At 62.5% G+C, this 24,991-nt stretch carries 20 protein-coding genes; 8 read left to right on the top strand and 12 right to left on the bottom strand.

Features of this window, described 5'->3' with window-relative positions:
* Window positions 1-12: 12 nt before the first annotated feature.
* Window positions 13-327: a hypothetical protein gene (locus MSTE_RS25410; protein WP_231896972.1), complete on the top strand. Its 315-nt coding sequence runs from the start codon at window positions 13-15 to the stop codon at window positions 325-327.
* A 191-nt stretch (window positions 328-518) separates the two neighbouring features.
* Window positions 519-1,481, top strand: coding sequence for a hypothetical protein (locus MSTE_RS02215; protein WP_231896973.1), 963 nt, complete (start codon window positions 519-521; stop codon window positions 1,479-1,481).
* Here the strand turns inward: MSTE_RS02215 and MSTE_RS02220 are convergent.
* On the bottom strand, window positions 1,421-1,843 hold the full coding sequence (locus tag MSTE_RS02220) for a helix-turn-helix transcriptional regulator (RefSeq protein WP_096498621.1): 423 nt from the start codon (window positions 1,841-1,843) through the stop codon (window positions 1,421-1,423). The genes MSTE_RS02215 and MSTE_RS02220 overlap by 61 nt on opposite strands.
* Window positions 1,844-2,106: 263 nt before the next feature.
* On the bottom strand, window positions 2,107-2,799 hold the full coding sequence (locus tag MSTE_RS02225) for a GAP family protein (RefSeq protein WP_096498623.1): 693 nt from the start codon (window positions 2,797-2,799) through the stop codon (window positions 2,107-2,109).
* Between the two features lie 203 nt (window positions 2,800-3,002).
* On the opposite strand from MSTE_RS02225, the gene MSTE_RS02230 reads away from it, so the two are divergent.
* The gene (locus MSTE_RS02230; protein WP_162291536.1) at window positions 3,003-3,698 is read left to right on the top strand and encodes a CPBP family intramembrane glutamic endopeptidase; all 696 of its coding nucleotides are present in this window, start codon (window positions 3,003-3,005) and stop codon (window positions 3,696-3,698) included.
* Here MSTE_RS02230 and MSTE_RS02235 read toward each other — a convergent pair.
* Complete coding sequence (locus MSTE_RS02235) at window positions 3,695-4,129, bottom strand: DoxX family protein (protein WP_096498627.1); 435 nt, start codon at window positions 4,127-4,129, stop codon at window positions 3,695-3,697. The two genes, MSTE_RS02230 and MSTE_RS02235, sit on opposite strands and share 4 nt — an antisense overlap.
* Window positions 4,130-4,211: 82 nt before the next feature.
* Between MSTE_RS02235 and MSTE_RS02240 the strand changes: the two genes are divergently transcribed.
* A complete protein-coding gene (locus MSTE_RS02240) occupies window positions 4,212-4,772 on the top strand; it encodes a TetR/AcrR family transcriptional regulator (RefSeq protein WP_096498629.1) in 561 nt (186 codons plus the stop codon).
* On the opposite strand, the gene MSTE_RS02245 is transcribed toward MSTE_RS02240, so the two are convergent.
* Genes MSTE_RS02245 through MSTE_RS02255 form a run of 3 tightly spaced genes read right to left on the bottom strand, consistent with a single transcriptional unit; the run spans window position 4,769 to window position 8,758 of the window.
* Window positions 4,769-5,332 (bottom strand): DUF4352 domain-containing protein, encoded by a 564-nt coding sequence (locus tag MSTE_RS02245; protein WP_096498631.1) that lies wholly within the window; start codon window positions 5,330-5,332, stop codon window positions 4,769-4,771. The genes MSTE_RS02240 and MSTE_RS02245 overlap by 4 nt on opposite strands.
* Window positions 5,329-6,975 carry a CocE/NonD family hydrolase gene (locus MSTE_RS02250; RefSeq protein ID WP_096505337.1) on the bottom strand — a complete coding sequence of 549 codons (1,647 nt, stop codon included), beginning with the start codon at window positions 6,973-6,975 and terminating at the stop codon, window positions 5,329-5,331. Before MSTE_RS02250 ends, MSTE_RS02245 begins: the two co-directional genes overlap by 4 nt.
* A gap of 10 nt (window positions 6,976-6,985) precedes the next feature.
* On the bottom strand, window positions 6,986-8,758 hold the full coding sequence (locus MSTE_RS02255) for a hypothetical protein (RefSeq protein WP_096505339.1): 1,773 nt from the start codon (window positions 8,756-8,758) through the stop codon (window positions 6,986-6,988).
* Between the two features lie 106 nt (window positions 8,759-8,864).
* On the opposite strand from MSTE_RS02255, the gene MSTE_RS02260 reads away from it, so the two are divergent.
* Window positions 8,865-9,797 carry an NAD-dependent epimerase/dehydratase family protein gene (locus MSTE_RS02260; RefSeq protein WP_096498633.1) on the top strand — a complete coding sequence of 311 codons (933 nt, stop codon included), beginning with the start codon at window positions 8,865-8,867 and terminating at the stop codon, window positions 9,795-9,797.
* Here the strand turns inward: MSTE_RS02260 and MSTE_RS02265 are convergent.
* Together MSTE_RS02265 and MSTE_RS02270 are read right to left on the bottom strand one after the other, a co-directional pair.
* Window positions 9,753-10,148, bottom strand: a complete 396-nt coding sequence (locus MSTE_RS02265) for a DUF2304 domain-containing protein (RefSeq protein ID WP_331712912.1) — start codon at window positions 10,146-10,148, stop codon at window positions 9,753-9,755. The genes MSTE_RS02260 and MSTE_RS02265 overlap by 45 nt on opposite strands.
* Complete coding sequence (locus MSTE_RS02270; protein ID WP_096498637.1) at window positions 10,148-10,846, bottom strand: glycosyltransferase family 2 protein; 699 nt, start codon at window positions 10,844-10,846, stop codon at window positions 10,148-10,150. Before MSTE_RS02270 ends, MSTE_RS02265 begins: the two co-directional genes overlap by 1 nt.
* A 207-nt stretch (window positions 10,847-11,053) precedes the next feature.
* Between MSTE_RS02270 and MSTE_RS02275 the strand changes: the two genes are divergently transcribed.
* The 3 genes from MSTE_RS02275 (at window position 11,054) to MSTE_RS02285 (ending at window position 17,101) form a co-directional block, all read left to right on the top strand.
* The gene (locus MSTE_RS02275; protein WP_162291350.1) at window positions 11,054-14,671 is read left to right on the top strand and encodes a hypothetical protein; all 3,618 of its coding nucleotides are present in this window, start codon (window positions 11,054-11,056) and stop codon (window positions 14,669-14,671) included.
* Window positions 14,672-14,727: 56 nt separating this feature from the next.
* Window positions 14,728-15,363 carry an LpqN/LpqT family lipoprotein gene (locus MSTE_RS02280; RefSeq protein ID WP_157997612.1) on the top strand — a complete coding sequence of 212 codons (636 nt, stop codon included), beginning with the start codon at window positions 14,728-14,730 and terminating at the stop codon, window positions 15,361-15,363.
* A 352-nt stretch (window positions 15,364-15,715) separates the two neighbouring features.
* Window positions 15,716-17,101 carry a WS/DGAT/MGAT family O-acyltransferase gene (locus tag MSTE_RS02285; RefSeq protein WP_096498643.1) on the top strand — a complete coding sequence of 462 codons (1,386 nt, stop codon included), beginning with the start codon at window positions 15,716-15,718 and terminating at the stop codon, window positions 17,099-17,101.
* Between the two features lie 9 nt (window positions 17,102-17,110).
* On the opposite strand, the gene MSTE_RS02290 is transcribed toward MSTE_RS02285, so the two are convergent.
* From MSTE_RS02290 to MSTE_RS02310, 4 genes are all read right to left on the bottom strand, one after another.
* Window positions 17,111-18,370, bottom strand: a complete 1,260-nt coding sequence (locus tag MSTE_RS02290) for a polysaccharide biosynthesis protein (protein WP_096498645.1) — start codon at window positions 18,368-18,370, stop codon at window positions 17,111-17,113.
* Entirely contained in the window at window positions 18,367-19,719 is a 1,353-nt protein-coding gene (locus MSTE_RS02295; RefSeq protein ID WP_096498647.1) for a M1 family metallopeptidase, read from the bottom strand. The genes MSTE_RS02290 and MSTE_RS02295 overlap by 4 nt, the downstream gene beginning before the upstream one ends.
* Window positions 19,716-23,720, bottom strand: coding sequence for a Pls/PosA family non-ribosomal peptide synthetase (locus MSTE_RS02300; protein ID WP_096498649.1), 4,005 nt, complete (start codon window positions 23,718-23,720; stop codon window positions 19,716-19,718). Before MSTE_RS02300 ends, MSTE_RS02295 begins: the two co-directional genes overlap by 4 nt.
* Window positions 23,721-23,900: 180 nt before the next feature.
* On the bottom strand, window positions 23,901-24,872 hold the full coding sequence (locus tag MSTE_RS02310; RefSeq protein WP_096498653.1) for a TerC family protein: 972 nt from the start codon (window positions 24,870-24,872) through the stop codon (window positions 23,901-23,903).
* Window positions 24,873-24,991 lie beyond the last annotated feature (119 nt).

Here is a 24,991-nt window from a genome sequence, read left to right on the forward strand (position 1 = left end):
CTGTTCCCTCCCATGGAATCGCAAATCCGACTGTCGGACAAAGTATTTGAATGGTCCACGCATATTCAGGACGGCCTGACGCTTTTGGCGCAAAGTCGTGAGCTTCCCCTCGGAACCGATACCCCAGCTCCCAAAGACGGGTCAGCACGCGCTCTTGCTGTAGCAAATTGGATTGTTGGTCAAGCTGATTCAGGATTCGGTGGCGAATGGCTGCACGCTCCGAGTGGGGTGAGTGATGAGGCTTGGGTACTGGCAATTGCCGACGCGTACCGCAATCACACAGAAGTGCGGTTGCATCCGGAAGTGAACGTGAGTGTCTGCCGGTGAGTGCAGACGTGTCTGCCTGGGAGAGCCTGCAAGCTGTGCGTCCAGTGATTCTGGCTTGTTTCCTGCCGATCTTGCTGTATCGAGTCTGGCGGGTGGTGCGACAGCCGACATCTGTTCCGGCTATAGCGGCAATAGCTTTCGGTGTCTCGTGGTGGCTTTGGTTTCTGGTCTTCACTGACGAGGTGTGGGCAGTGCTGCCGCCGATTGCGCATGCAGTCACCATCGGCGGTTGGGCGGCCATCTCGATTGGCGCTTGTTTGCAGGTCTTTGTCATCGGTGTTTCTGGCGATACATCCCCCGCGCGGATCCGGCGAGGGTTGCGGATCACCTCACTGGTGGCGGTCATCGCGCTCGTCTTGGTTGCAGTGTTGGTGAGTCGTAGCCGGGTTCTCATGAGCACCGGGGACGTATATGAACTTGCCGCGGAGCTATATTCGGGCGGCGACCCTTGGGCCGTCGCCGCTCTGGTCATGAGTTGTGTGTACCTCATGTACGTGGAGGTTCAACTCGTGTGGGTCGGGTTTCGACACGCGGACTCCACTCCCGTTGGCGTAGGCCTGGGGTTGATGGCAGCGGCGGGGATATTTCAGTTCGTTGCGACGTTGTTCGGAGGAGTCTGGGCTCCCTTGGCCCGTGGGGAGGGGCTTGTGGGCAGCACATTTGGGCGGTGGCTGCAGACCTGGCCCGGTTGTATTGCGGCGATACTGATGGTGGCGGGATTTGTCTGGCCGCCGCTGATGCTGCGCGTTCAAGCGTATCGTGTCGTGGAGCGCCTGAGGCCGCTTCACGACGGCCTGGCAGGTCTCTTTCCAGGACTGTTTCCGCCGAAGCAGTCGCGAATACGATTATCTGACTTAGCTTTTGAATGGTCGACGCAGATTCAGGACGGCCTTACCCTGCTTGCGCAGAGGCGCGAGGTGCCGCCGAAAACGGATCATCCGATGCCGGGAAGCCGAATCGACCGTATCGATGATGTGACGAATTGGCTTACCGGCAAACCAGTCCCGGGATTCAGTGCGGAATGGCTCCGAACTCCTGGCGGGGTGAGTGATGAAGAATGGGTACTCGAGATAGTGGACGCCTACCGGGAACGTCAGGAAGACTTGGAGGCGCCGGCTTCCTTGTCGGGTATGCCCTCAACCTTGCGTAAGTGATCGACCATGTCGGCGATCGCCTGTCGACTGTTCTCGGAGAGCGCGTAGCTGCGCTGCGCGATCTCACGAACCTTCGAGTCACGCAGCTGCACAAGCCAATCCAGATCGCGATTCACCGATGCGGCGTAGTCGGCGTCATAGAAATACGCAGGGCTCACCTGAAAGAACTCGGCCAGTGCTGTGACGATGTCCGGCGCCGGGTTCGATCGTTCGCCCTTGCGCAGGAGTGACAGATAGGGCGAGGACACCTCGACGCCGCGCTCGCCCAGCGCGGTGACTACCTCGTTGAGGGAATAAGGTCCACGCCCGGCCGGATGCACAGTGGCAAACAAATGGCTCAAGCGCTGCGAAAAGTCTGGCACAGCACCCCCTCACATACTTTCACTTCGCAGCCCAACGATACACGCACATGCTGTGCTGCTCATCGTAGGTCTGCGGGTGTCTGAGCGATATGCAACTTATCGGAAGGGTAAGTGATTGACAAGGAATATTTACTGACAGTAATGTCCGGGGTGTTCGTTCGGCTAACCAAGGTCGATCGGGCTCGGCTGGTCAATCGCTGTGCTCATCGTGGGGTTGAGCACAGCGAATGGTCAGCCGATTTTCGTATGAACCCTGCTGCTGCTCAGCGGAGACCCAGTGCGCTGTGATGCACCAGTGCACCGGTAATCAGGACGACTCCGAGGCCCAGGAATATGACCCGAATCGCGGTGGGGCCGTGTCGCGTCACCGATCGCACCAGCCCTCGCTGCACCCGCCGCGCGCGAGGGGATCGCCGCGTCGACAGTACGAGAATCAGCAGACTGGGAAGAACGGCGACTAAGCCATAGCCGACCAACAGCAGCGGCCACATCGACGGCAGCGGGTGACGTGAGGCGAGCATCGCCAGCGCACTCAGATACGGAACAGATGTGGGTGCCTCTGCGTAGCCCAAGGCGAGACCCACAAGCGCGAGGAGCCATGGATGGCGTCGCGCAACAGTAAGTATCCATGGTGGCGTCACCGGCTCGGTGAACCAGGTCAGTGCCGCAACGGCGATCAAAAGAATGCCGATGATCAGTTGCGCCCAGTATCGGGTAGACGGGGTGATGTCTGAACCGCCGGCTACGTCGGTCAGCGAGCGCACACCGAGCACGGTCGCCAGTCCGAAGGTGAACAGCGCCACAAATAGACCGGTGACGAAGCTGAGGCCGCCGGGAAAGGCTGATCGGCGTTCCAGCCGGGTCACATAGACGATTGTCGTAGCGACACCGATGTTGAGTACGTTGAGGGCATCCAGGCAGGCGAATCCTGCGAACGCCAGCAACAGGGTGAGCACGATTCCAGAACTTACGTGAGCCAGATCGTGTTCCGGCTACGGCCGGGTTGTGGGGACTGCCACAGTCGATCGCTCACTGACCCCCGAGACGGTAGTCACGACTGGATCACACTCTGACCTGGGCCAACGCCACCGCCGGTACTCTGAACCGGATGCCTACTCAGACCTCGGCCGCTGTTACGCCCCTGCACGGATTGCGGGACGTGCGCACGTATATCGATATCGCCGTCGTGGTCGCAGTTCTCGTGGCCACGAATCTGATCGCGCACTTCACCACGCCATGGGCCAATTTCGTGGTGGTGCCGATCGCCGCGATCGGGCTGCTGGCTCTGATCCGCTACCGCGGCCATTCGTGGGCTGAGCTGGGGTTGGGCCGGGACCACTGGCGTTCGGGCGCCAAGTACGCAGCGGTCGCGGTTGTCATCGTCGGCGCGGTGATCGGTATCGGTCTCTTGCTGCCGGTCACCCGGCCGATGTTCCTCAACAGCAGCTACGCCACGACCGTCTCGGGCGCGTTGCTCGCTTCCTTCGTCTTGATCCCGCTGCAGACCGTGATTCCCGAGGAGCTCGCTTTCCGGGGCGTTCTGCATGGCACGATGGCTCGAGCCTGGGGCTTTCGGGGAGTCGCGGCCGTCGGGTCACTGCTGTTCGGCTTCTGGCACGTCGCCACGTCGTTGGGATTGACGACCGGCAACGTCGGCCTGACCAAGCTGCTCGGCGTCGGCCTGTGGGCACAGATCGCCGGGGTGGCCGGCGCGGTGGTGGCCACCGCCCTTGCCGGATTCGTCTTTACCTGGCTGCGGCGTCGTAGCGGCAGCCTCTTGGCGCCTATCGCGTTGCATTGGTCGCTCAATGGGATGGGAGTGCTGGCCGCCGTCTTGGTCTGGCACCTCGTTTAGCCCCAAACGACGATCGCGGTCGCCGCGAGAAACAGCAGCTGTTCGGTGGTGCGCCAACCAAGGGGAGTGGACAGCGGATTCGACCGCTGACTCGCGGCATACACGTTGGCCGGAAACATCACCACCAGCAGCGCTCCCAAGCACGCGGCCGCCATCACCCTCGTCGAGGGAATCAGGACACCGATCGCGCCGAGCAACTCGAGGACCCCGGTGAGCGCCACCAGGAACCCGGGCGCCGGAATCCGTGGCGGAACGATCGCGATCATCGCGTCACGCATCTTCGGGACGAAATGTGCGATGCCGGTCAACGTGAACATCGCGGCGAGACCGACCCCCACGGCGGCCGGCCACGAACCGACAAGGGCCAACCCCTGGGCGCCGGCCAGACGTGCCAGCAGCGTTCCCGCGAGGAGGGCAATGAGTGGGGCCATGACCGTTCTCCAATCTTGACAGCGACTAGATAGACGATACCGCTAAACTTGTCACTGTCAAGATCCGCGCTATGCTGATGCGATGGCGTATCACCATGGCGATCTGCGGGCGGCGATCCTGGCCAGCGCGGCCGATATGGTGGCCCGCCGCGGCGCCACCGAGCTGTCATTACGGGAACTGGCTCGGGAGGCCGGTGTCTCGCACGCCGCACCCGCCCACCATTTCGGCGATCGTCGCGGACTGTTCACCGCGTTGGCCGCCGACGGATTCACCAAACTGGCCGAGACACTGCACAACGCGCACCCGGACTTCCATGCTGCGGCGCTGGCGTACGTGGACTTCGCCTTGAGTCATCCGGGCCACTACTCGGTGATGTTCGAACCCGCGCTGTTGGATTCCACCGACGCGCAATTGACCGCGGCGCGTGACCGGGCCGGGGCCGCGCTGGATGCCGGAGTCGAGACGTTGACGCCACGGCAGACGTCAGCCGACAAGCTCACCGCGGCTCGCGCTGCGTGGTCATTGGTGCACGGTTTTGTCTCGCTATGGTCCACTGGGGCACTGGCTGATTCACGCGATGAAGCCGATCCGAGAGCGATCGCCTCGCAGATCGCCTATGCGCTGTTCCCGCCCACCGGCTAGCCGAGCAGAACCTTTGCGCCCTTGGATCGGTAGTCGGTGTGCAGGTCGATCTCCTTGGGCACCGTGCCGGCCGGTACGTCGTAGACGAGCACCGACCGCTTCTGTGCGCCGGGTCCCAGTTCTGCGCCGGGTTCGAGCTGTTCGGCATTGCGCGCCAAGATATTTGCCATGCTGTCGGGCGTGTACTCCTTGCCCGCGGCGTCCTTGAGCTTTTGTTCATCGCCGAGGAAGGAGTGCGTGGTCTGTCCGAGGTTGAGAACCTCGACGTGGACCACGACGAAGGTACCGGTGGCGGTCGCCTGCAGGGCAGGATTCGCCACGTCGCCGACGGTCCCGGCATCACTGACCCGGGTGACCACAAACGCGAGGTCGCCATCGCGCACCTGCTGTCCAAGAGCTCCGGGCTTGCCTTCTTCCGCCGTGACCACCTTGGTCTCCGCCCCTCCGCCGGTAGGTCCGACGTGGATCAGGGTCGGGTGGCTCTCCGAGGCCTCACCGCCTCCGCATGCGGTGAGGAAGATTCCGATAAGACCAAGAGCGCAAAAGCATTTCGCGATCATGAAGTGTGCAGCACCGGCAAGGTCACGGCCGAGGGATGTTCCTCGTCGTGCCGGATCTCGAAGTGGATCGGAACAATACGGCTGGCGGTCGCCAACGGCTCACCGGACCCGGTGTTGCGGGCATGGTTCGGAAACGCGCCCCCACTGACCTGGACTCGCAGCCGATGCCCCCGCGCGAAACGGTAACCGGTGGGATGCATGGTCACCTGGACCGGTGACTTGGCGGCGCCGTCTAGCTTGACGATTCCATCAGTCACGTTGCGGGAAAATCCCTTCCGATCAACGTCGCAGAGCCTCACGAACAAATCGCCCCGACCACTGTCGGTTGTCGCGTACACCGATGCCGAAACCGGGCCGACCAGGTCAAGATCTTTTGTCAGCGGCTCGGTGGTGAAGACCAGCACATCGGAGCGTCTTTCGATGGACGCGTTGTCGCGCTGCCCCGATACCCTGGCATCAAGCAGCGGCCCGCCCACCACGGGGGTGGGATCCTTTGGGTCGTACGTGAAGGTGTCGACGGCGCTATCGCCTTGTGGTGCTTGCCAATCAAGCCCGCGATCGGCCTGTAGATACAACGGTGTGGGCGTCGAACTCTTCGGCGGCCAATGATCGAAGTCCAGCCATTGACCGGCCTTCTGTAGGTAGACCCGTACCGGCGCGCGATGCGTTGATGAGGTGTCGCCGTGGAGATGTGCCGCCAGCCAGGAAAAGCTGTCGGCTATCGCCGTCTTGATCGACTTCGCGTGGTCCCAAGAGCCGATGGTGATGCGCCGCGGGCAGTCGGCCTTCTGCAGCTCCTCGTAATCGCGGAGCTGACCTACCAGAAGCAGATCCCACCAGCCGGTCACCATGCTCACGGGTGTGCCCAGCGTCGCGAGCTGGGCGGTGTGGTTGATCTCATCCCAATAGTCGTCGTCGTTGTGATCGGTCACGGTGCGCCAGAAGGGTTCTGGCTTTCCGATCGCGACATTGTCGGCGTTGCCGAGAGGTAGATGATCCATCGCTCGGCGCACCCGCTTGCCGTGTGCGTTCGCCCGCAGCAGGCGGACCGCCTGCGGGATCTCCGGTGAACCGACCGCCGCGGACCACGTCAGCAGGTTGTGCAGGTTGAACGACCCACCCGGATAGAAGAGCTCGGTGAAGTTGCTGGTGGTGATTGCCGGGCACATGGCGGCCAAGGGTGGCTCGATGTACGGTGCCACCGCCCACTGCGTATGCCCGAGGTACGACGGTCCGGCGGTAGCGAGTGTGCCATCGCACCACGGCTGTTCACGGACCCAGGCGGCGGTAGCAAGACCGTCCGCCCGTTCCTGCCGAAACGCATCGAATTTGCCCTGGGATCCGAATTGGCCCCGGGTGTCTTGTACTACCACCTGAAACCCTTGACGGGCCAACAATGTTGCCCAGAGTTGGCTGATGATGCCCTGCTTGTCGTACGGAGTGCGGAAGATGACGGCAGGCATGGGATCCTGCCCCGGCGGGCGGAAGTGGTCGGTAGCGAGCTTGACGCCGTCGGGCATCCTCACCGGGATGTCGCGGCGCGTCTGTACCTGAGTGAACTGGGGTTCGGGCAGATCGAGCAGCTTTTCCAGGACGGGTGCTGAGAGCCGTCCGGTCCAGGTCAAAGCCAGTTCTCCGAGCATGGCACCCAATCTACCGGGGAGCGAGCGCCCCCACCGGCCCGACGGCGACGCACAATGACAATGACTGGGTAATCGGTTGCAGGGTAAGTGAATTACCCGAACCTGGGAGTCTGATGAACACCCGATTGAGTCCCGGCCGAACGGGAACCTTGACCCGGGGCCCGTTGGTGAACGATGCCCACACGGCACCCTCGGTATTGGCCAGATAGTTCAATTCGGCGATCCAATCTGCGGGGAGCAGCGGCCCCGTCAGCGGCATGGTCTGCGTGGACTGCACCAGGTACCCGCATCCGGAAACCGGGCCTTCGGTGAGGGCCCGCACCCACGTCACCTGCGCATCGAGTAGATGGCCGTAGCGATCGAGCATCCGCAACTGCGTTGTGGTGGAACCGATCTCTGGTCGCGGGCGCACCAAGGCGAACATGTGACTCAACAGATTCTCCGGTCGCACCACATTCTGCAGCACCAGCGGATCAACTTCCTGATCGAGCACCGCCGGCCCGTCCGCGACCGCCGCCAGGGATTCCTTGACAGTGGCGATATACGGCGAGGCGGGATTGTTGCGCCAGCTGCGTAAATAGTTGGCCGTAGACACCAGGCTGCTCCCCACGAACAACGCCAGTGTCAGCGCGACGACGGCGGTGCGTCGGGCAGAACTGCCCAGGCTCGTACTGCCCGCCCGGTTCGAGGCGGTGAGCCCCACCGCCGCCAGCAGCGTCGCGACGACCACCAAATCTGGCAGATACCGCAAGGTCTGCGCGAGCAGCAGCGCCGTGAACGCCGATGAGCGCATGAGATAAATCGGCACCTCACTGGCCGCCAGATACCCCGACAGCGTCAGCCAGACCAGCCCAAGCCGCTGCTTACGGAAACAGGTCAGCGCCACGGTCGCGGCGAGCGCCAATGCCCCCAGCCAGATCACGAATGACGATGGCTCGGCCCACGGGGAGCTGGGCACCCAACGGTCCCAGTGCCACGGCCCACCCACCAACCCGGGAAGCACCCCATGCGTGAACGAGCGTTGGAGCAGCGACCACGTCATCGACAGATCGGTGCTCCAACGCTTCTGGTCCACCACCACCAGATACAGCGCGATCCATGCCGCGGTGAGTGCGATTGCCGGAACCCACAGCACCGCATCCCGACGCCATGTCCGCGTTAGCGCCGACAATCCGTCGCCACGCAGGTAGGCCAGCAGTGCCAGCACGGCGAACGCGACAAAGGGAATGACCACTGACTTCTCGAAGAACAGAAGCCCCCCGAGGAATGCGCACATTGCCGTGACGGCGAACCGGCGGTTTCCCGTGCGATCCAGCAGCACCGCGTCGGCCACGAACCAACACATCGCGGTCAGCATCGGCAGGGAATTCAGCGCGGCCGACCACCAGGTGAAACCCGGGATCGCCAACGGCGTGAACAGTGCGAACGTGAGCGGAACAAGCAACACCGGTCGCCAGCCCAGAATCACCCACAGCGTCCGCAGCAGCGACAGGGACGCCAATGCCTGCAGGATCACCAGGCTCAGCGCGGGCCAGAACCAATTCAACGGTGCGAGTTTGGTGAGGATGCCCGCCAGCAGGAACGCCGCGGGCATGACGTGCCCATCATGGTCATCGAACAGATACGACGGCGAGAACAGGCCCTGCGTACCGGCGCGGCCCACCAGGATCAGGTCATCCCAATAGAAATCGCCCCCGAACGCCAGCACACCGCGCACCACAAGGTGCACCACTATGAGAGCCGCTGCGGCAACGGCAACGCGGTTGGTTCTGGCGAAAGGCATCAGGGCCCCGAGACTAGCGATGAACGCTTGCAGGAAGAACATCAGGCACGGTCGGTAGGGTGGGGCCGAATGCCGCGAGCTATGTGAATAAAGAGGGAGTCGCCACGTGCGGGCAATGGTTACCGGAGCCGCAGGATTTATTGGATCGACACTGGTCGACCGGCTGTTGGCGGACGGGCACGAGGTAACGGGTCTGGACAATCTGGCGACCGGCAAGGTGTCGAATCTGGAGGCCGCCGAGGCGCATTCCGCCTTCACGTTCGTCAAGGACGACATCGTCGAGGCAGATCTGGACGCCGTCGTGGCTGAGTTCTCACCCGAGGTGATCTTCCATCTGGCCGCGCAGATCGATGTGCGCCACTCTGTCGCCGATCCGCAGTTCGACTCCTCGGTCAATGTCGTCGGTACGGTGCGGCTGGCCGACGCCGCCCGCAAGGCAGGAGTGCGCAAGATCGTGCACACCTCATCGGGTGGCTCGATCTACGGCACTCCCGAGCAGATCCCCACCGGCGAATCCGTCCCCACCGATCCGCATTCGCCATACGCGGCAGGCAAGGTGGCCGGAGAGATCTACCTCAACACCTTCCGGCATCTGTACGGACTGGAGTGCTCACATATCGCTCCGGCCAATGTGTATGGGCCGCGCCAGGATCCGCACGGTGAGGCGGGTGTCGTCGCTATTTTCGCGCAGGCGCTGCTGTCGGGCCGCGTCACCAAGGTGTTCGGTGACGGCGGAAACACCCGGGACTACGTATTCGTCGACGACGTGGTGGACGCCTTCGTACGCGCCTCCGGTCCGGACGGCGGGGGACAGCGTTTCAATGTCGGTACCGGAGTCGAAACCAGTGACCGGCAGCTGCATTCGCTGGTGGCTGCGGCCGCCGGCGCACCGGACGATCCGGAGTTTCATCCGCCCCGGCTGGGCGATCTGCGTCAGTCTTGCCTGGACGTCCGCCTGGCCAAGAGCGTGCTGGGCTGGGAGCCGAAGATGGCGCTAACGGACGGAATCGGAAGGACCGTCGACTTTTTCCGGAGCTAGCTCCGGAGCAACGTCGCCCGTCGGGGTCTCGGCGCCGTGTAACGCGACGGCGCGCGCGAGCCGCGAATACCGCAGCTCCAAATCCTTGAAGCGCAGATAGGTGCTGAGTGTCGTGAACGCGAACGCGATGATCAGCGCGTAGAGCATCAGGTCGGTGCCGCGGCCCAGGCCGAGCCAATGTGCCAGCGTGGTGGTGTCATTGGGCCGCAGGATGGCGTAGATACCTGCGACCACGAAGACCACGAACCCGAGCTTTACCCAGGCCTTGGCCTGCGCGGTGCTGCGCGAACGCAGTAGATACACCAACAACAGCAGGACCGCGACGATCAGCAGCGGCTGAATCCAGGTGATCACGGCAACCTCCGGCGGAACGCGGTGTCGAACATGATGTTGACCCCGTTGATCAGCGATTGGCCCTTGGCCATCGAATACTCGGTGTACAGAATATCGACCGGCTGTTCTGCCACCCGCCAATGATTTTCGGCGATCATCGCGATGAACTCGCTGGCGTGGCCCATGCCGTTCATGGTGATGTTGAGTCTGTTGGCGACGGTCCGGTTGAAGACGCGCAGTCCGTTGTGAGCGTCTGTCAGGTTGAGGCGGCGGGTGCGCGGGCTCAGCAGCACAACGGTTTTCAGCACGATGCGTTTGATGAGGGGTACGTGGCCCGGTGCCGATCCGGCGCCGAAGCGGGTGCCGACGATGATGTCGAGGGGTTCCAGTCGCAGCCTGTCTACCATGGCCACCACATCCTTGACCTGATGCTGGCCGTCGGCATCGAATGTGACAAAGATCTGAGCTCCGGGCTGTGCACGCGCGTATTCGACCCCGGTCTGTATCGCCGCGCCCTGGCCGAGATTGACGGGGTGGCGGACCACATGCGCCCCGGCGCCGTGTGCGAGTGCGGCGCTGCGATCCGCGCTGCCGTCGTCCACGCAGACGATGTTGGGAAAGGTGCCGAGCGCCGCGGCGATGACGTCGGCGATGACTGGCCCCTCGTTATAGGCGGGGATGACCAGCCAGACGTCGCTGTTACCGGTGTTGCTCACTGGGATCAAGGTAGCACCGGCCGCGTACGGAGGGTCTGTGCCCCCAACGAGAGTCAATTTTGAGTGGCGAGCATAAAACCGTGATGCCTCCGCTCCTCCGTAACATGCCTATTTTCGAGATTCATGGACTTTAGCGCAAGATTATCCCGATAGGGGAAGTATTGACGATAAGTAATCCTGCCTGTATGAATTTTAAGGCTGATCGGGATGACTCAAATCAGATTCACCTGGGATCAGATTCAGTTCACAACATTGCTCCAAAGAGAAGGATGCTCCACGTTGATCGACCGCCGTGTTCAGAAGCGACCGTTTACTGTTTTGGTGAAAAGGAAAGGCTCGGTCCCACGGACTCGCCATGGGGGCTGGCTATTTTTAAGCCCGATTCTGGGCCGCAGCGTTTACTGCGTTGTTGCTCTACTGCTTCTCCATCAGGTTGACACTCCCGCGTTTCATGATCAGCAGGCTATGCCGCCCTCGTTTACCGAGAGTTATGTCCTGACATCAAACGATGGCGATTCTGGTGGTGGGCACTCGGGTAGTGGTGGTGCGCACTCGAGTGGTGCTGGTGGTGGTGCGCACTCGAGTGGTGCTGGTGGTGGTGCGCACTCGAGTGGTGCTGGTGGTGATGCGAAGGTAAAGCCTGGTGCTGGTGGTGATGCGAAGGTAAAGCCTGGTGCTGGTGGTGATGCGAAGGTAAAGCCTGGTGCTGGTGGTGATGCGAAGGTAAAGCCTGGTGCTGGTGGTGATGCGAAGGTAAAGCCTGGTGCTGGTGGTGATGCGAAGGTAAAGCCTGGTGCTGGTGGTGATGCGAAGGTAAAGCCTGGTGCTGGTGGTGATGCGAAGGTAAAGCCTGGTGCTGGTGGTGATGCGAAGGTAAAGCCTGAAGCTGGTGGTGATGCGAAGGTAAAGCCTGAAGCTGGTGGTGATGCGAAGGTAAAGCCTGAAGCTGGTGGTGATGCGAAGGTAAAGCCTGAAGCTGGTGGTGATGCGAAGGTTGCGAATAGTGAGTCGATCACTCCCAGGCTGGGTGTGCGTGGAGGTACCGACGACGTTACTTCGCCCCTAACGAAGAGCACTCCCAACCAGATCGAAGACAAGTCAAGCAATCCTGCTGAAAGCCTAATCCGGCTTCCGAGGCAGGCAATTGGTTTAAACCACGAAACCCTGGACCTGGCGTTCAAGGGTGCCCTTGAACGTGCCAAAGAGATTGCAGCTTCGGCACGCCCTTATGAGGCTCCTGATGCAGACAACAAGTTTGTCGGTTGGGTTTTTTCCGGTTTCACCTCAAAAATTCGGAATGTGATTAGTGAGAACATTAAGGCAGCAGGCGCCTCTCCTGAGCTTGCTGACGCGGTAGGAGAGGTCGGCACCCAGTTAGCAGAGAATTGGCTGAGGGGTCAACCTGAAGACCATGGTAAGTGGAACAACGCGCTAGTCAGCAAATTTCTTCGAGACCCCGCCGTTGGCAGTTTTATTTCGGATCAGACGACCAGGATCGTCAGCGCGGGTGGGCAGAGCGCGAAGGCAAGTACTGCTATTGGCACAGCGGTAGGAAACGCGGTGAAGTCGGTATTTGGTGACGCAAAGGCTACCGATGGTATTACCACCGCCATTGATACTTTTGTCATTAAGAACGATTTACTTGCGACTGTTCGGAGCGGCGCTTTTAACTCATATCTTGGCAGTTTTTTTGGAAAGGCGTCGTTTGAGACGAGTTTTACGCAGAAACTCCTTGATCACTTGCCATCTGCGGAGAGCAATACCGTGACTAAGCAAGCGATCAGTTCTCTAGTTGGTAATCCCGCAGTGCAGGCTGCTATCGGTACCGCTGCGAGTGCTGCTGTCAGCGATCTGAGTCAGGACGGTGCAGTCAGGAGTGAACTCGATAAGTTCCTCAGGATGCATGTTGCCCATGTCGCTAGTTCGGTGTTGGGGAAAGATTCCACGCTCAACGGAGCCCTAGGCGATGCCGTGAGCAAAGCAATTGATTCTATGCTGTCAGATTCTCGAGTCGGTAGTGTTCTCGGCGAGAGATTGGGTGACGGGGTGGTCACCCTGATGCAAGATCCCGGACTGACCTCGCGGATAACCTGGATTGCTGGTGAGCTGCCGTTCTACCTCAAGTACGGTGTAGATCGGGATAGGCTTGCGGCTGGCATAACCCCGGGTGTTGACGGCCCTGATTCTGTAGATAGGTGGGCCATCCGGTCGTTGCGATCAGATGCGGGCGTCCAGGAGGCCCTGAACCACACGGTAAGTAACTTGCTCAACTCGGTCTTGAGTGACTCGACAGTTCAAAATGCGGTCGGCACAGCTGTCGGTCTAGGTGCCAGGGAGTTCTTAGCAAACGGTGCGAAGGGCGAGGAACTGGCGGGTCTGGTTAGTGGGCAGGTGTCTCAGTTAATCGGGCCTGCATTGAACAACTCGGAGTTGGGGCGAGTCGTCGGTGATGCCATCGGCACTGCACTGGGCACGTTGCTAGCCAATCAGGGTGTGACGTCCGCGTTGGGCACCGTTGCGGGTGACGCTGTGACAGGTCTACTTAAGGAACCCAAACTGATTGCGCCGTTGAGTGAGCTGGCGGGTCGTGTGGCAACTGCGGCCTTAAGCGATGCCGATCTCATGCAGGTTTTGGACTCTGAAGTCAAGAGATTGCAGGCCGACGACGATGTGACGGATTCGATTGCCAACGTGGTGTCCGGTACGGTCCGCTCGCTGTTGAGTAACCCTGCATTGCAGGATGCGGCTGGTCCGGTTGTTAGCACACTTGTCAAGCAGTTCATTGACGATCCTGTGGTGTCTACTGAAGTGCATGGGCTCTTGAGGCAGGAAGTCGCGAGGACGGTCAGCGCGGCACTTAGCAACTCACCCTTGGGTCGTGTTGTTGGGGATGGGGTTGCGCAGGCGGCACATAGCCTCCTCTCGGACCCGGAAGTTTCCTCAGCGCTGGGTAATTCGGCAGGGGATGTAGTGAGCAGTCTCATCCGGGACCCCCGGGCAAGTGCGTCCTTGAGCATGATCGCAGGCAAAGCGGCAGCGGCGATCCTTGGTGGGGCAGACCCCAGGGCCGCCATGAACCTGGCGGTGCAGTCGCTGCGAAAGAACGCGGATTTCCGGACGGCACTCCAGGATGCGGGCAGCGGTGCTGTTGGCTCCGTGCTAGGTAACGCCTCAGTGCAAAACTCAGTTGGTGTCGCGGCCGGTGCGGCGGTGACAAGCATGCTGAGAGACCCGGGTATCAAGGACGCGGTAGCTACCGCAGTCACCTCTGTTCTCGGGGAGAACGTGATCGGCAACTTCATCGGCCAGGCTGCCGGCCTGGTGGTGGGCTTCGCGGTGGGCAACCCGCTGGTCTCCTGGGTTGCGGGGAAGGTGACTACGAACATGGTCACAGCTCTTTTGTCCAACCCGGCCGTACGGAGCGCTGCAAGTCAGGCTGCAGGACAGGTAGTCAATGAGATTGTCGCGGGCGCTTCCCCTGAGAAATCGCTGGACGTAGCAATTCAGGGAATCGTTCAGGACAGGTCTGTCCAAGCAGCTGTGGGGACGGCTGTGGGTCTAGGGTTCGGGTCGCTCTTCGGAGCTAACCCGATAGGTACTTTTGTTGGCCGGGTCGTCGGGTGGTCCGCGACAACGCTTATCGGTGTTTTGGTGAGCGCTCCTCGCCCCGCCGAAGCCGGGACGAAAGTCGGTACGGCAGTCGGCAGGGCGTTGGTATCTGTTCCTGCAGGCGTAGAAGGTGACTGGGGAAGTGCTGATAGTCGCGGCATCGGTAGCGCATTGGGGACGGTCGCTGCTGACGCGGCCGTCGCCCACGCTGCTTAGGACAAGCAGCGTGAGTCCTATTTCCCGATTCAAGAACTATTTTTGAAGGAGCTCTCGTGAGTACTGTGCGATTTACAGCTGCCCTGGTCGTAGTGCTGGGACTCTTCGTGGGGGGGTGCGGCACTCAGAAGAATTCTGTAGAAATGGATTCCACCCTTGTTTCTCCTGCGACCGATGTGACATTGGACGAATACTTGAAAAATCAAGGAGTCAGGGTCGAGCCGCAGACTCAAGAAACGCTGAAGGTTGTCAAAATTGGCGTGCAGCAACCTGTGGGTTGGCTTGTGAACATGAACTTCCAGATCCCGAACACGTACTTGGTTATCACCGACACGGGTGCGATCGATGATGGATTTGCGCCGAATGCAGTCGTAATTATCCATAAGCTCGTCGGCAAGCTGGACGCGCGGGAGGTGATCCGTCGCGGCTATGTAGACACGCAACGGTTCAAGAATTTTAAACAGAAGAGCGCTTCGATGGCTGATTACAAGGACCGTCCGTCCGCCGTGATCGAGGGTACATTCGAAAACGAGTCGGGACAGTCTTTGCAAGTCTTGAATCGCTATGTGATGGTATCCGTCGAAGAGCAGAATTTCGTTGTTCTGCTGAGCGTGACCACGACCGCTGCGCAAGCGGGTGCGCTTGAGAATGATGTAAGAACTCTCGACGGCGGACTCAACATCACCACCTAAGGCTCTCGCACGGCCGCATTGATTATGTGCAATGGCCTGACAGCATTAATCGTTAGAGATTTGGCACAGATGGTTTTTCGGTTCAAGGCCTAGCCATTCCGGACCGGCCTTCGGGTAATGCCTCGCCTTCCGCGCGGTTCATTGTGCCCGGATACTGTCACTACTGGTGCCAACATCGGTTATCCAGTGCTGCAAATAGGCATCGTGGCCTACTGCGTTCTATCTGCACTATGTGATGCGCAGCCAATCATGGGGTCTTTTCGAAGGTATCAGCTGGAGCTGTGTGTCGCGGACTTGTACCCATCCGGCCGATTCCGTCGGATGGCCCGCTTCGCGAGGTTAAGTTGTCCGGATGCAGCGGCTATCTGGGGTAGATGCGGCGTTCTGGCACGCCGAAACGTCGGGTTGGCATATGCACATCGGGGGACTGTCGATCTTCGACCCCAGTGATGCCCCCGATTACAGCTTCGAGCGGGTGCGCGGTCTCATCGTGGAGCGGCTGCCGTCGATGCCGCAGTTGCGATGGCGGGTCACCGATGTCCCGCTGGGTTTGGACCGGCCGTGGTTCGTGGAGGACGAGGAACTCGATCCTGATTTCCACATCCGCCGCATCGGCGTCCCCGCCCCCGGCGGCCGCAAGGAGCTCGAAGAACTGGTCGGCAGGCTGATGTCGTACAAGCTCGACCGGTCGCGGCCACTGTGGGAGCTCTGGGTCATCGAAGGGGTTGAGGGCGGCCGCGTTGCCACGCTGACCAAGATGCATCACGCCATCGTCGATGGCGTCTCGGGCGCGGGTTTGGGCGAGATTCTGCTTGATATCGCGCCGGAGCCGCGACCGGCGCCGGACGACACCGTGGGATCGTTGGTCGGGCTGGGCCTGCCCAGTCGCGAGCGCATCTTGCTGAGCGCCCTGGTCAACGTGGGTGTCAAGACGCCCTATCGGGTGGTCCGGCTGGTTCAGCAGACGCTCCGCCAGCAGCTGGCGGTTTTCGGTATGGAACGCAAATCTCCCGGATACTTCGAGGCGCCGCACACCCGGTTCAATGCGCCGGTGTCACCGCATCGCCGGGTCTCCGGGGCACGCCTCGAATTGGCGCGGGTCAAGGCGCTCAAGGACGCGTTCGGGGTCAAGGTCAACGATGTGGTGGTGGCCATCGTTGCCGGCGCGGTTCGCAACTATCTGGTCAAGCGTGACGAGCTGCCGGACAAGCCATTGATCGTGCAGATTCCGGTGTCGGTGCGCACCGAGGAAACCGATGGTGAGGTGGGCAATCAGATCAGTTCGATGACCGTGACGCTGGCGACCGATATCGATGACCCGGCCGAGCGGATCAGGGCCATCTACGAGGGGACACAGGGCGCCAAGGAAATGGCGCGGGCGATGTCGGCCCACCAGATCATGGGGTTGACGGACACGACGCCGCCCGGGCTGCTGCAGCTGGCCGCGCGGGCTTACACCGCCAGCGGGCTATCCCGGAATCTGGCGCCCATCAACCTGGTGTTGTCCAACGTCCCGGGTCCGTCGTTCCCGCTGTATATGGCCGGCGCCCGACTGGAGTCGTTGATTCCACTGGGCCCGCCCGTCATGGACGTGGCCCTCAACATCACCTGCTTTTCCTATCTGGAGCATCTGGATTTCGGGTTCGTCACCACACCGGAGGTGGCCGCTGATATCGACGAGATGGCCGACGGTCTCGAGGCTGCGCTGGGGGAATTGGAGCACGCCGCCGGGATCTGACGGGGCTGTTCAGTCGATGATCTCTTCGTCGGTGTTCGGGTCTCGCCAGAATGCGAGCGCGGCCAGATGCACGACGATTCCGACGACGGGCCCGCCGATCAATGCGATCACCGTCCGCTCTTCCAGCTCCAGAGGCAACAGCAACAGCAGCGCCGAGACCACTGTCGCGCCAACCCATCCCGCCGAATAGGCTAGGTGCCGGGCATGTGCCACGGTGGCAGCCCCGGTCAACGTCAACAGTGCGATCATCACCGCGCCGGCGGTAAGCCAGCCCAGGAGCGGGCCGCCCGCCTGATACGCCGGATCGAACACCGTCCGCAGTAGCCACGGGCCGACGGATGCCGCGAGTGCAATACCCACCGCTCCGACGCCGATGATGATGACGGCCGGGGTGATGAGTGCGGTGAGGCGTCGGTCCCGCTCATCGACGAAGTGGGCGATGAGGTTGCCCTGCAGTGCCGTCAGCGGCACCAGTAGCGGTGCGCGGGTCAGTGTGACGGCCAGGATCACCACCCCACCGGTGGGGCCCAGATCGCCTGCGGTCGACTGCAATAGCACGGGGAAACCCATCACCAACACCGCACTGGCGGCGGCCGCGGCGATCGAATGCCGGGCCCCGCGCAGGAATTCCATGGTGTCGACCAGTGCGGGTACCTTAAGCGCCTCCCTGGTCGGTTTGGAGATCACGGTGAGTAGTAACCACGACATCGATCCGGCCACCGTCGCCCAGAGATACCCGATGAGACCGAGGGTGGCCACGAACGTGACAACCGCTACCACCAGGCGGATTCCGGCATCGGTCACCATGAGAACGCCGTACTGAGTCCAGCGGCTCGACCCCGCCAGGGCACCCAGGGTGGTCGCGTGCATGCAGAATCCGGCGAGTCCGCCGGCAAGCAATGCCACACTGAGCCAACGGAACTCGGTGAACACATGCGATGCCCACAGTGGTGCGGTGCCGACGACCCCCACGGCGGACGCGATGGCGAAGGCGAAGGCGATCCTGATCGGCAGGGTGGTGTCCAGCGGAGAACGTTCGCGCTGCGCCAGTGATAGCCGCACTTCGCGAGTGGTCTCCTGTAGCAGCCCGTTCGCGGCGCCGGTCACCAAACCGAATGCGCCCCAGAAGACTCCGAACACCGAAAACAAGGAGGGGCCCAGCTCGCGCGCAGCAAGATATAGCACCGTGTAGCCGCAGATAGCGCTGATAGCCGTGGCCACGCCAATCCGTGCGACGCTGGAGCGGGTGCTGGGGCCGGCGTCGGTCACTTCCGGTCCAAGGGCGGGAGCTGCTTCTCGTATAGCCACGCTGTCCACAGTGGCCGCAGTGATTCGTCCGAGTAGGCTGCCGCTAGGCCGGTGAAGTCGTCGGTGATGACGGTGCTGTGTCGGTAACGGGTGGTCCAGTCCTGCAGCAGCGCAAAGAATTTTGTGTCTCCGATCCGTAATCGCAACGCGTGCAACGTCAGTGCTCCACGTTTGTATACGCGATCATCGAACATCAGCTGTGGGCCGGGATCGGCCAGAACTAAATCTTGGGGTAGATCCTTCAGTTTTTGGTGGTAATGGCGGGCGCGGGCATCGGCGGACGGCCCCCCGGACTCCTCGGACCAGAGCCATTCGGCGTAACAGGCAAACCCTTCGTGGAGCCAGATATCGCGCCAGCGGCGGGCAGTAACGCTGTTGCCGAACCACTGATGCGCCAACTCGTGCGCCACCAGGCGCTCGGAGTGCCGCTCGCCGTCACAATGGTTTGCCCCGAACACCGAAATCCCTTGCGCCTCCAGGGGAATGTCGAGATCATCGTCGGTGACCACCACGGTGTACCCGGCCGCGAACGGGTAAGGACCGAACTGTTTGATGAACAGCTTCATCATCTGGGGCTGTCGGCCGAAATCATGCTCGAACCGTTCACGCAGCCGTGAGGGCAGCGCGGCATTCATCGAGATCGGGTTCTTCGCGAGCTTGATCGTCTGGTAGTCGCCGATCTGTAGTGTCGCCAAATACGGCGCCATCGGCTCGGGCTGCTCGTATGTCCAGGTTGTGTGCGCGGCCCGGACTCGTCGGGATACCAACTCCCCGTTGGAGACAACGCAGTACGGACTGTCGCTGCTGATGACGAACCGATAGCTCGCCTTGGAACTGGGATGGTCGTCACAGGGGAACCAGGACGCCGCGCCGTTAGGCTGTCCAGCCACCAGCACCCCGTTGGACAGCTCCTCGAACCCGACGTCGCCCCACATGCTGTTGATGGCCCGAGGTGATCCGCCGTACCGAATGACGATGGTCATGGCAGCACCCGCCGGGATGGCGGTCACCAGCTTGATGGTGATCTTTCCGGCGCGATGCCCGAAATGTTCTGGACGCCTGCCGTTCACGGTCACCTTTGAGACGCCGAGGGCATCGGCGAGGTCGAGGGTGAATTCTTTGAGGGTGGCAAGGGTGACCGCCGTGATCGTCGCGGTGCCGGTCAGCCGGTTGATGGCGACCTTGTATTCCAGCTCCAGCTCGTAGCGTGACACCCGATATCCGTAGTTGCCGTTTTGTGGCAGATAGGGATCGATGACGGGAGGCCGTGGGGGTAGCCGCTTGGCCGCCTTCTTGCCTGGTTTGGTCATGCGGCCCCGGAATTCTTGTTTGGGGAAACCTTGCCGCCCTTGGGTTTCTTCGGTGCCATCGGATCCAGTTTGCCCCATGGAGAAATGGGGTTGCCCTGCCACCTGGTTGACGGGGGTACGACGTCACCGCGGACAACCAGTGATGCCGGACCGACGGTGGCGCCGGCGCCCAGCTCGGCGGCGGGAAGCGCCACGCAGTGCGGGCCGAGGGTGGCCCCCTCACCGAGGGTCACAGTGTCCATCCGCATGATCCGGTCGTGGAAGAGATGCGTCTGTACCACGCAGCCGCGGTTCACGGTAGCCCCCCGTCCCAGGGTCACCAGATCGGCCTCGGGCAGCCAGTACGTCTCGCACCACACTCCGCGGCCGATCTTGGCGCCCAGGCCGCGTAGCCACCAGTTCTGCATCACCGTTCCCGACGCGGCACGTGCGAACCACACGGCGGCAACGGTTTCCACGAAGGTGTCGGCGACCTCGTTACGCCAGACGAACGAGGACCAGAGCGGCTTTTCCACGGCCTTGGTGCGCCCGACCACGACCCACTTGGCCACGACGCTCACCACACCAGCCACGGCGCCCGCGACCAGCAGCACCGCACCGCTCAGTGCGCCGGCAACCCAGAAGTTGAACCGGATGGCGATCGTCTGCAGGCTCAGAAGTACCCCGACACCGATCCCGAACGTCACGATGATCGGGATGATGCGGCAGGTCTCCACGATTCCCCGCATCACCTTGAGGCGGAACGGCGGTTCGAAAGTAAGCGCGGAGTCCGCACCATCGGCCTTTCGTCGCAACCGCTTTGGCGGACTACCGATCCACGACGAGCCCGACTTCGCCTTGTGTGGAGTGGCGGACAGCACGGCGACCAGTGCGTCATTGGGTACCTTGCGGCCCGGTTGGGTAATCCCCGAGTTCCCCAGGAATGCGCGCTTGCCGATTCGGGCCTTGGCGATGTGGATCCAGCCGCCACCCAACTCGTACGACGCGACCATGGTGTCGTCGGCGAGAAACGCACCGTCGTCGACCTCGGTGAACTTAGGGACCAGCAGGGCCGTCGAAATCTCGGTGTCCTTGCCGATTTTCGCGCCCAGGATGCGCAGCCACCATGGGGTCAGTTGGCTGGCGTAGATGGGGAACAGATAGTTACGGGCCGCGTCCATGAGGCGTTCGGTGGCCCACAGTTGCCAGCCCTGTCGGCTGCGGACGGGGTGATACCCCTCGTGCACCCCGATCGACAGCAGCCGTACCAACACGACGGTGATGGCGGCGTACACGACGACGCTGACCAGCGCTGCGCCCGGCGTCCAGATGAGTGCGGGAACCACGGCCTGGCAGATCGTTGCCGTATTCCTGATGCCGAAGGCCACCACACCTAGCCCGGCGGCCAGGGCAAGTAGGGGCAGTCCGCCCAGCAGAATCGACGTCACTCCGTAGATGGGTACCCATTGGCCGGCGCGGGGCGGACGGTAATCAGGCCAGGGATGGCGCGCCTTGCCCGACTTCACGGCCGGTGAGCCCTTCCAGTATTGGCCGTTCTTGACTCTGCCGACGACACCGGAAGCCGGTGCCACATCAGCGTTCTTGCCGATGACCGCGCCCGGCAACAGGGTGGTGCGGGCCCCGACAGTGGCATCCTCGCCGATGACGATGGGTCCGACATGGAACTTGTCGCCGTCAACCCAATGCCCGGACAAATCGACCTCGGGTTCGACGGAACTGCGGTCGCCGAGTTCCAGCCAGCCCGTCACCGGCGGTGACGAATGCAGGTCGACCCCATTGCCTACCCGAGCGCCCAGAGCCCTGGCGTAGTACACCATCCACGGTGCGCCGGAAAGGTTTTCGGCACCACTTGCGGTGGCGAGGCGATCGGCGATCCAGACTCGCAGGTGCTCGCTTCCGCCGCGCTCGTACGTCCCCGGCTTGACCCCAGAGAGCAGTAGTCGCGCCCCGATGACGGTGATACTCATGCGACCCAGGGGAGTGATGAAGAGCAGGAAGGCTGCCAGCAGCACCCACCAGTTGACCGTGACCAGCCAGGGCACATTGCTGAATGTTGCGAACACGTTGTTGGCCAGGGCGAGCCACGTCGCCCATTGCAGGCCGGTGAGGGTGGTCAACGGAATGGTCGCCACCAACTGCGCCAGCTCGGTGAGCCGAGGCACCGGCTTCACGATCCGGGGTTCGACCTCGATCGGCGGGGCGAGTTCATCCAGATAAGTGGCCAGTGATCCGAGTCGCGGCTGGTCGTACAGGTTCGCAACGGTCACCTGTGGATAGCGCTGCCGCAACGCCGCGACCAGCTGTGCGGCCGACAGAGATCCGCCGCCGAGAGCGAAGAAATCGGCTTCGGGCCCGTCGACCGAGGCGGCCAGGATGTCGCGCCACAGTCCGGCAAGCCAGCCCATGGTGCCGCCCAGTTCGGTTGCGTCGTCGTCGGTATCCGCGCCCGGCGGTGGCCAGGGCAGTGCGTTGCGATCGACCTTCCCCGATGTGCGCGTGGGCAGCTCGTCAAGTTTGACCAGTCGCGGCACCAGCGCGGCGGGAAGTGATTCGGCCAGGCTGGCACGGGCCGCGGCGATATCGAAGTTGGGATCGGCGCTGGCGATGTATCCGACCAACAGCGGGGTGCCGCTGGCGGTTTTGCGTACCGCGGCAGCGCCACCACTCACGCCGGGCAGATTGACCAGTGCCGCATCCACCTCACCGAGTTCGATACGGCGGCCGCCGACCTTCACCTGGTCGTCGGCACGGCCCTGGAAGTACAGACCGTCGGGCTCCAGGCGCACGAGATCACCGCTGCGATAGGCCCGCGACCACCCCAGAGTCTGGAGCGGAGCGTACTTTTCGGCGTCCTTTTCGGGATCGAGATATTTGGCCAGGCCGACGCCACCAATGACGAGTTCACCGACCTCGCCGTAGCCGACTTGGTTGCCCTTCGGATCGACAACGGCCAGATCCCAACCCGGAAGAGGTAACCCGATGCTGACGGGGCTCACTCCGTCGAGCCGTGCGGCGCAGGCCACCACGGTCGCCTCGGTGGGGCCGTAGGTGTTCCACACTTCGCGTGCGGCGCCGTCCTCACCGGTGGCCAGCCGCTCGGCCAGATCCGGTGGGCAGGCCTCGCCGCCGAAAATCAGCAGCCGCACCGCCTCCAGCGCTTCGGCCGGCCACAATGCGGCCAGGGTGGGCACCGTTGACACCACGGTGACATCGCGGGACACCAGCCACGGGCCCAGATCCATGCCACTGCGGACCAGCGAACGCGGCGCGGGTACCAGGCAGGCGCCGTAGCGCCATGCGAGCCACATTTCCTCGCAGGAGGCGTCGAAGGCCACGGAGAGCCCGGCGAGTACCCGATCATCCGGACCAATCGGATTGTCCGGCAAGAACATCTGCGCTTCCGCGTCGACGAAGGCTGCCGCGTTGCGATGTGTCACCGCCACACCCTTGGGGGTGCCGGTGGACCCCGAGGTGAAGATGATCCAGGCGTCGTCGCGCGGTGTGGGTTTGGTGGCGCGCCAGCCCCGTGACGATCCGGGTCCACGAACGAGTCCGTCGGGGGTGATCACCGCGGCCACTTGTGCCTCGCCGAAAACCAGCGCGGCACGTTCGTCCGGATCGTCGGCGTCCACCGGAACGTACGCGGCGCCTGCGGCCAGCGTGGCCAGGATCGCCACATAGAGCGAGTAGCTGCCGGAGGGCATCCGGATACCGACGCGATCACCGCGCCCGATTCCCCGGGTCCCGAGCCATTCGACACTGGCCTCGACGTCGACGATCAGCTCGGAGTACGTGAGCTGGATGGTGCCGTCATCGATGGCGGGAGCATCGGGGTGCTCCGCAGCGGTTGAGTAGAGGATGTCGATCAGCGTCCGGGCCGGAGGGGCCGACCGACCGAGCAGATACTGCGGGGGCACCGGGTGAGCCGGGGCTTCCTGAACGGCGGGCTCGGGGGCCTCGTCGCCCGCGCGGTTAGTGGGTGACTCGTCGGGGCCGGTCACGCTGCTCCTCGTTGATTTCCGCGTCGGATCTATGGGCCTGGAGGGGTACCGCAGCGAGCCTATCGGTCCGGCTGCAGCTGGGCTCGCCGCCGCGCGGAAGCGCTCCCGCGGGCACGGTGAGCCCATCGCCGCCAAGTTTGCCACGGTGGACCGCGCCGTCCATCACTCAGGCGTTGGGCCCTAGCTTTCTTTGGCAGTACGCCGGGTCTTGTACAGGCTGGCGACGGTGGTGATGAGCAGCGTCACGATGATCACAGCAAGGCTTGCCAGCGTGGGGATCTCGGGCACGTGCACCGGCTCGCCGCCGTTGATGAAGGGCAGCTCGTTCTCGTGTAGCGCGTGCAGGATCAGTTTGACGCCGATGAAGAGCAGGATGAAGGCCAGTCCCTGCGACAGGTACACCAGACGCTTGAGCATGTCGCCGAGCAGGAAGTACAGCTGACGCAGACCCATGAGGGCGAACACGTTGGCCGTGAACACCAGATAGGGCTCCTTGGTGAGCCCGTAGATCGCGGGGATCGAGTCGAGGGCGAAGAGAAGATCGGTGGTGCCGAGGGCGACGATCACCAGGAACATCGGCGTCATCAGTCGCGTGCCGTTTTCCCGGACCCACAGTCGCAGACCGTCCCATGTGTCGGTGGTCCGCAGGTGCTTGCGGGCGAACTGCACCACGGCGTTATCGGCGTCGTCGTCGTGCTCGGTGTCCCGGGCCAGGTTGATGGCGGTGTACACCAGGAACGCGCCGAAAAGGTAGAAGATCCAGGAGAACTGCTCGATGGCCACCGCGCCCAGCGCGATGAAGATGCCGCGGAAGATCAGCGCCAGGATGATGCCGATCAGCAGCGCCTCCTGCTGATAGACACGGGGAACTTTGAAGCTGGCCATGATGATCAGGAAGATGAACAGGTTGTCCACCGACAGGCTGTACTCGGTGAGCCAGCCCGCGAAGAACTCCAGCCCGAACTGGCTGCCGTGGAAGAACCACACCCACAGACCGAATGCCACCGCGAGCCCTATGTAGATGCTCAGGGCGGTGGCGGTCTCGCGAACGGAGGGCTCATGGGGGCGCCTACCGATTACGACGACGTCGACCAACAAGATCGCGACCGTGACGGCCAGCGTGATGATCCACTCGAGCTGGGATACCTGCATTGAATAACCTCCGGTCGCCAAAACGCCGGAGGTCTCTTCCGCCGATACGTGACCGGCCCGCGGCACCGACCGGTCCGACAATGGCCGATGTGATGACGACACCGCAGCGAAAGGAATAC

The sequence above is a fragment of the [Mycobacterium] stephanolepidis genome (genome assembly GCF_002356335.1).
In the GTDB taxonomy this organism is placed as follows: Bacteria; Actinomycetota; Actinomycetes; order Mycobacteriales; family Mycobacteriaceae; genus Mycobacterium; species Mycobacterium stephanolepidis.

What these genes read in the sequence shown, in the direction of transcription:
- MSTE_RS02285 (WP_096498643.1), top strand. Translation starts at nt 15,716, where the DNA reads ATGCAGCGGCTATCTGGGGTAGATGCGGCGTTCTGGCACGCCGAAACG.
- MSTE_RS25410 (WP_231896972.1), top strand. Translation starts at nt 13, where the DNA reads ATGGAATCGCAAATCCGACTGTCGGACAAAGTATTTGAATGGTCCACG.
- MSTE_RS02295 (WP_096498647.1), bottom strand. Translation starts at nt 19,719, where the DNA reads ATGACCAAACCAGGCAAGAAGGCGGCCAAGCGGCTACCCCCACGGCCT.
- MSTE_RS02310 (WP_096498653.1), bottom strand. Translation starts at nt 24,872, where the DNA reads ATGCAGGTATCCCAGCTCGAGTGGATCATCACGCTGGCCGTCACGGTC.
- MSTE_RS02235 (WP_096498627.1), bottom strand. Translation starts at nt 4,129, where the DNA reads ATGGCCCCACTCATTGCCCTCCTCGCGGGAACGCTGCTGGCACGTCTG.
- MSTE_RS02245 (WP_096498631.1), bottom strand. Translation starts at nt 5,332, where the DNA reads ATGATCGCGAAATGCTTTTGCGCTCTTGGTCTTATCGGAATCTTCCTC.
- MSTE_RS02250 (WP_096505337.1), bottom strand. Translation starts at nt 6,975, where the DNA reads ATGCTCGGAGAACTGGCTTTGACCTGGACCGGACGGCTCTCAGCACCC.
- MSTE_RS02255 (WP_096505339.1), bottom strand. Translation starts at nt 8,758, where the DNA reads ATGCCTTTCGCCAGAACCAACCGCGTTGCCGTTGCCGCAGCGGCTCTC.
- MSTE_RS02240 (WP_096498629.1), top strand. Translation starts at nt 4,212, where the DNA reads ATGGCGTATCACCATGGCGATCTGCGGGCGGCGATCCTGGCCAGCGCG.
- MSTE_RS02275 (WP_162291350.1), top strand. Translation starts at nt 11,054, where the DNA reads ATGACTCAAATCAGATTCACCTGGGATCAGATTCAGTTCACAACATTG.